The 6396-nt window shown below is 63.3% G+C and carries 7 protein-coding genes; 4 read left to right on the top strand and 3 right to left on the bottom strand.

The genetic code is table 11. The features are described from left to right. Positions 1–864: 864 nt before the first annotated feature. Positions 865–1383, bottom strand: coding sequence for a hypothetical protein (locus tag IPI43_25030; protein MBK7777350.1), 519 nt, complete (start codon positions 1381–1383; stop codon positions 865–867). A gap of 550 nt (positions 1384–1933) precedes the next feature. On the opposite strand from IPI43_25030, the gene IPI43_25025 reads away from it, so the two are divergent. After that, the gene (locus IPI43_25025) at positions 1934–2731 is read left to right on the top strand and encodes a hypothetical protein (protein ID MBK7777349.1); all 798 of its coding nucleotides are present in this window, start codon (positions 1934–1936) and stop codon (positions 2729–2731) included. A gap of 23 nt (positions 2732–2754) precedes the next feature. On the opposite strand, the gene IPI43_25020 is transcribed toward IPI43_25025, so the two are convergent. Further along, positions 2755–2967 carry a hypothetical protein gene (locus IPI43_25020; protein ID MBK7777348.1) on the bottom strand — a complete coding sequence of 71 codons (213 nt, stop codon included), beginning with the start codon at positions 2965–2967 and terminating at the stop codon, positions 2755–2757. Positions 2968–3120: 153 nt separating this feature from the next. Between IPI43_25020 and IPI43_25015 the strand changes: the two genes are divergently transcribed. Further along, positions 3121–3786 carry a transposase gene (locus IPI43_25015; protein ID MBK7777347.1) on the top strand — a complete coding sequence of 222 codons (666 nt, stop codon included), beginning with the start codon at positions 3121–3123 and terminating at the stop codon, positions 3784–3786. Between the two features lie 371 nt (positions 3787–4157). Here IPI43_25015 and IPI43_25010 read toward each other — a convergent pair whose 3' ends face one another. Beyond that, positions 4158–4352, bottom strand: coding sequence for a hypothetical protein (locus IPI43_25010; protein ID MBK7777346.1), 195 nt, complete (start codon positions 4350–4352; stop codon positions 4158–4160). Between the two features lie 199 nt (positions 4353–4551). Between IPI43_25010 and IPI43_25005 the strand changes: the two genes are divergently transcribed. Together IPI43_25005 and IPI43_25000 are read left to right on the top strand one after the other, a co-directional pair. Further along, the gene (locus IPI43_25005) at positions 4552–4833 is read left to right on the top strand and encodes a hypothetical protein (GenBank protein MBK7777345.1); all 282 of its coding nucleotides are present in this window, start codon (positions 4552–4554) and stop codon (positions 4831–4833) included. Then, entirely contained in the window at positions 4830–6344 is a 1515-nt protein-coding gene (locus tag IPI43_25000; GenBank protein ID MBK7777344.1) for an IS21 family transposase, read from the top strand. Before IPI43_25005 ends, IPI43_25000 begins: the two co-directional genes overlap by 4 nt. The last annotated feature ends 52 nt before the right edge of the window (positions 6345–6396 follow it).

Below are 6396 nucleotides of genomic sequence, written 5' to 3'. Positions count from 1 at the left end.
GGCCGCGTGGTGTATCCTGGGTTCGACCTGGTCGACCAAACAGAATTCCTGGTACCACAGCGTCATGAACTACCTTGCCGGCGGTGGAGCCGCCTCGTCTGGAGTTAGGTACTCGCGCATTCGTCCGATGACCGACACCCGCGCCGAAGTGGGGCGCGGCATTTTCGCAAAGATCCATCTACACGACCACCGAGCAACCTACCTGCAGGACGGCGTCTTGGTGGGCGGTCTTGACGAGCGTCCGGATGCACCCTGGGCAAGGCTTCTCGGCAGTCGGCCCATCTGGCTGGACTCGAACCTGCATGCGGAGATTAGTTGGAGTTGTCCCGATGGGACGGGTCGACGGGGATGGGGAAGTCACACGGACAACGGCCAAGACCAGTTGCTGCCTGGGACAGACTGGAACTGCGATGGGGTGATTTCTCAGACACCCGTGAGCAGCCCTGTGCGACCGGAAGACGCGCATCCTTATCCTCAACTCCTGGACGATAGCATCACCGATCGCGCGTGGGGTGCCCCAAGAGGGGCGTATCTCATCGGGTATGAGTACGATTTGGAGTGCTATCCACAGTCGCGTGAGTACCGCGAGTCGATCCCTGACTTCAACGGAGAATGGATGATTCACGGGCCTCGAAACCCATCGACTTGGAGTGTTACCTGCCCCGATCCGCTCCTCGACCAGGCCCCACCTGCGGGCTCCGTTATGCTTCAGGGTACTTTGGGGGAGCTGACCCCGACACTGGCGTTGAGCAGCTAAACGGGCTAGACGACGACTTGGATGGTGTCATCGACGAGGGATTCGCCGACCTCGACGAAGACGGAGTACCGGACCGTCAGGACAACTGCCCTGCTACGTGGAACCCGTCACAGGCGGACGGGGGCCGGGACGGTGTTGGTGACGGTTGTCAGAACGGAACGGTCAGCGCTACGGTAGAGCATACGGCCGACGGCATATCCATCGTCGTTGTCCCAGAGTTTGCTGACGTTCTTGGTGTCGACATATATCGAGACGTCAACGGTATCCAGACCCACCTGGGTAGCGCTTATCCCACAACGGAGACTGGGTCTTTCGTTGATAGCCGTACCGGTGTCAACGCGGTTCGCTACATCGTGCGAGCAGTCGACCGCGCTGGCCACCCTGGGCCTGCCGCTTCGACCGAGGTGATCGATGCCGACGTGCGGTGCGAGCCGCCTGATCAGGCCGTCATCGAGCCAAGCTTGCTGGTACAACAACGTGGGGCGGCTGGGGTTGCCATCGTGTCCGAATTCCGAATCGAGCTCCCAACGTGGTTCGATCCCGTTGCTTACGGGTTCACGGTCACGCTGCTGGGTGAGGATGTCGCAGCAAGCATCCTGGAGGTTCCCGGACGGGAGCATGGCCACTTGGACGATTGGCGGTCGCTGTCAAATGGTGACCTCGAGTATCGGACTCGGGGCAGACTCGGAGGTACTCGCGTCCGTGTGTCGGATGAAGGTGCCGGAGTGTTCTTCGTGCGAGCGCAGTGGGAGGAGCGCGACCCCACCCTCACGTCCCTGGTGGCCCCTGGTCTACATGTGGCGTGGCTAGGGGGTCAGGACGGTCAATGCGTATCAGCCGGTTGGGACGTCTGCACTAGCAACCGTCAGGGGCGAGGTCACGGTCGCTCGAACCAAGTCCTGCAGTGCTCCGCTGCTGACGAATGTCCGGTTCACCGACCCCGCCACGGAGCCGGCAGAAACCATCGCCACCACTGAGCGCGCCCACGGCCGAGTTTGGTAGTCTCGACTACCTGCGCTAGAGTGCAGCCTGCTCCCTGGAAGCTTGGAATCGCTAAACCCTGAAATAGATCGGGAAAGGTCGGCTCTCAGTCGGGTTTTTTGAACTGGGGTCCTTCTACGACGAGGCGCCATGACATCTTGCTCGCAAAGTGGTCCAAACGTGCAGCTCCCTATCGTGTTGATCGCCTGCGTGGCGATGGGGTGCTCGACAGCGGATGGCTCTATGGAAGCCATTGATATCGGAGCGGATCACGCTACGTCATGTTCGCCAACGGGGATGCTGCGCACCTACCGCATCACCTCTATCCACATACCAACACAGGAAGACGCCGACAATAGTCGCTTTACAGGATACAATATCGATTCAGCTGATTCCGCGTGCGGAATTGTCGACCTCCCATTCGGGGTTGACAATGCGCTGATCGAGGTCGCTCAGGACCTGCTCGTGGCGCACATGGTCGACGTCCAAGCCGCGATCGACGCGGCTCTACTTTGTCCTTCAGGCTCGACCACTTGTAGACCCCTCTCTCTTCACATTGAAGTACTGGGCGACACCGACTGCGCCATCGTCCGCCTGCTGGGTGAGGACGATACCGCAGAGATCCTCGGCTGGGTACCCGCAAACATTTTATCGGACGGGCGCGTTGATGGTGCGTTGCGGCAAGCTGCCATCACCATCCAACCCGCGGACGATGGCGCGGCGTCCACGTCACTTCCACTGTTCGACGTTCGCTATGGGGGGAGAACCGTTGGTTCGGAGTTTCAAGGCGCAACTATCGGTGCGTACGTGAAGCAGGCAGATCTGCCTGAAGTACTTGCGACCCTCGTCTCGTATTTTCCGGAAGAATGGGACATCACGGTGGAAGACCTACAGAGCGTCATAGCGAGCAACTACGACCAGAACGTTGATGACGGCTCTTGTTCGGGGCTCTCGTTTGGGTTGACGGCTAGCGCTGTCGAGGTCGCCCCGTAGCGCGTAGTTGCGGCGAACCCGCCCTAGCGCCGGAGCGCCTCGACTACGTCCAGCACCCAGCCGGCCACGCCGACGGCCACCAGCCCAGCGACGGCAGCGAGTAGGCCGAGGACAAGCTCGAGGGCGAGGTTCACGAGGCCAAATCGGCGGTGGCTCAGGCGGCGCTCCAGCAGCCGGTGCATGACCTCGCTGCGATCCAGTTCTCGGTGGCTCATGGTCAGGTAGGCGACAGACATGTGCGCGATCCTTCGACCTTCGGGGATCCGACATTTCCAAAAACCGCAAACCCGACACTTCTATAAAACGCCTTGTACGAACCGGCTTCATGGGTGACAGGGCTATCCGGCTTGATGGGTGACACCTGAACGACGTCTGGCGAGGATCGCGAGATGCCGTGGGAAGTGACATCCGCAATGAACGAACGAAGCCGCTTCATCGAGGCGAAGCTGAGGGGCGAGCACGAGTCGATGGCTGAGCTCTGCCGAGCCTTTGGGGTGAGTCGAAAGACTGGGTACAAGTGGTGGGAGCGCTTTGAGCAAGGAGGCACAGCGGCCCTGCACGATCGCTCACGCCGCTGGCAGTCTCACCCGCACAGCACGGACCCGGTGATGGTGGAGATGATTGTCGCGACGCGCCGAGCGCACCCCACCTGGGGCCCCAAGAAGCTGTACGCATGGCTAATGGGGAAGGGCTACTCACCCCCGGCACCGAGCACCATCGGCGTGATTCTGCGCAAGGAGGGCTGCATTCGGCCCCGGCGGAAGAGGGCGCGACCGGGCGAATTCAACGACGGCCTCAGCGCCCAGGATGTGCCCAACGCGGTATGGAGCGCGGACTTCAAGGGCTGGTTCCGGCTCAAGGCTGGACACAAGTGCTACCCGCTGACCATCACAGACGGCTACAGCCGCTACCTGCTGCGCTGCGCCGCGCTCGAGCACCCCGACATGCTGGCTTCGCGCGAAGTGTTCGACGCGGCCTTCGTAGAGTTTGGTCTCCCGACCACGCTGCGGACCGACAACGGCACGCCGTTCGACCCCATGAGGCGCTCGGAATGAGGACGCCGGCCACGTTCTACCAACCGTCCAACCGGACCTATCCGAGGAAGCTCGAGTCACCCGAGTACCCAGCTGACTGGCTCGTGCACCGCGTCCGCCTGCGTACCATCTTCGTGGCGGTCAATCCCGGCCGCTGTACCGAACTATCTGGCAAAAGGTGTTACCTATGAAGCCGGTCTGTCGGTGGCCATCCCAAAGCGTAGGAATCTGACCGGCAGCCGGTTTCCTGACGACGTGCGCGAGTCGGCCTAGGCTCGGAGGACCTCAAATACATCGGGCCCGGAGTTACAGCTCCGAGCCCGTTGCGCGTCAGCGCCACTGGTAGAAGCCAGGGGCATGGGCTGAGCGCGCAGCCGATGAGTCCCACGGTCTCAGCGGATGGGCAAGTTCATGCCGTGCCGGCCCAGCAGATCCCCGAATCCCAGCGTCTCTTCACATGTGGTGGCCCCCGCTGCGGGAAGCTGGTGACGCTGTGCTCGGGGTGTGACCGAGGGCAGGTCTGCTGCAGCCCGGGGTGCCTGCGTGCACGACGTTCTCAGCAGCTCCGCGATGGTCGTCGTCGCCATCAGCGGAGCGAAGAGGGGCGTCTGGACCACCGTGATCGGCAGCGTCGCTACCGGGTCGAGCGACGGCGCGTGACGGAACAACGTGTCGGGAAGTTGCCCCTCGCGTCGATGGTGCCGCTCGCGCGAGTGCGCTCGGTGAGCAAGGTGCTCATGGCTGCGACGCGCGAGGAGCAAAGCGATGAATCGATGTTGTTTGAAGGTGTCTCCGCAACTGGAGCACTCGATTCGACCGTGTCCCGAGCCGCTTCCGGAGGCTCGCTGTCTGATGGAGGCGGTTGCGCTCTGGGTGGGTCTTCCGACCCACGCTGTCATCGCTGTGGACGAGCGGTACGCCATCTACGCGAGGGGTTTCTGGGGTGCCGTGGCGGTCGACCACGAGGGCAGTCGGTACGGCCTCGGGGATCTCCTCGACGAGAGCTGGCGTGACGGTGTCGATGCGAGGTTGTCGCTCGGCGGCGTGACATCGGGAGGTGGCCAGTGACGATCGGAGCTGAGCAGCGTGCTCGGATCCGTCGGCTGTTCTTCGCCGAGCACTGGAAGGTCGGCACCATCTCCGAGGCGCTCGATGTGCATGCCGATACCGTCAAGCGTGCCATCGACAGCCAGCGCTTCGTCTCGGATGGACAGCGTATTCGCGCGAGTCTCCTCGACACGTTCAAGCCCTTCATCGTCACGACGCTCGAGCAGCATCCCCGGCTCCGGTCGACACGCCTGTTCGATATGGTGAAGGCCCGTGGCTACGCGGGCAGCTGCCGACAGCTTCGCCGCTACGTGGCGACGATTCGGCCGGCGAGACCCAGCGAGGCCTACCTCCTGCTCACGACGATGCCGGGTGAGCAGGGGCAGATGGACTGGGGGAGCTTCGGGGTCGTCGATGTTCCAGGTGGCCAGCGTCGCCTCTCGCTCTTCGTGCTCGTGCTCAGCCACAGCCGCGGCATGGTTGCACGCTTCTCGCTCGACCAACGCATGGACACGTTCCTGCATTGCCATCGCCTCGCGTTCGAGAAGTTCGGCGGAGCCCCGCGTCAGATCCTGTACGACAACCTCAAGAGCGTGGTGCTCGAGCGCGTCGGTGAGCACGTGCGCTTCCACCCATCCGTTCTCGAGTTCGCGAGCCACTACCACTTCGTCCCACGCCCGTGCGCGCCCTACCGTCCCAACGAGAAGGGCATCGTCGAGCGCATGATCCAGTACGTCCGCGGCAGCTTCTTCGAGGGCCGTTCCTTCACGGATGTCGATGACCTCAATGAGCAGCTCGACGCCTGGGTTGAGCAGTGCGCCCACCAGCGCGCACATCCGAGAGACGAGGAGCGGCGCACTGTCGGCGCGCTGCTCGAGGCCGAGCGGGAGCGGCTGTTGCCGCTCCCGGCCCATGCGCCGAGCACTCATCGAATGGAGGCATTGCGCAGCGGCAAGCTGCCCTACCTGCGCTTCGACACGAACGACTACTCCATCCCGCACACACTCGCCCGCAAGCCGCTGACGCTCTTGGCGGACGACGCCACGGTGCGCGTCATGCACGGCGAGGAGCTCGTCGCCACGCACGTTCGCAGCTACGCGAAGCGCCAGGTCATCGAGGACTTGGCGCACATCGACCCGCTCGTGGCGGAGAAGAAGCGCGCCTGGGAGCTCCGCGGGCGCGACCGTCTGCGCGCCCTCTGCCCCCACGCCAATGCTCTCCTGGAGGTGATTGCGGCGCGGAACGAACCCGTGCGGCAGCGCACGGCGAAGCTCAACCAGCTCCTCGATCTCTACGGCGCGAATGCTCTCGATGCAGCCATCGTGCAGGCGCTCGAGAGCGGCGCTCCAGCCGTTGGATCCGTCGCCTACCTGCTCGACAAGGAGCACCGACGCAGCGGGCGGGTCCCTCCGCAAGCCATCGAGATGTCCAAACACGTCCGCGACAAGGATGTGCTGGTCGTCCCGCACGACATGAGCGACTACGACGTGTTGGGACGTCTCGATGACGCCCAGACGGGAGCGGAAGCGTGAGCACCGACCTGCACGCCCGTCTCCGGGGCCTGAACCTGCACGCGCTCGCGGA

The sequence above is a fragment of the Sandaracinaceae bacterium genome, assembly GCA_016706685.1.
GTDB lineage: Bacteria > Myxococcota_A > Polyangia > Polyangiales > Houyiibacteriaceae > JADJJE01.
The sequence above is the reverse complement of the archived record's forward strand: the minus strand, read 5'-3'. Positions and strand labels throughout refer to the sequence as shown.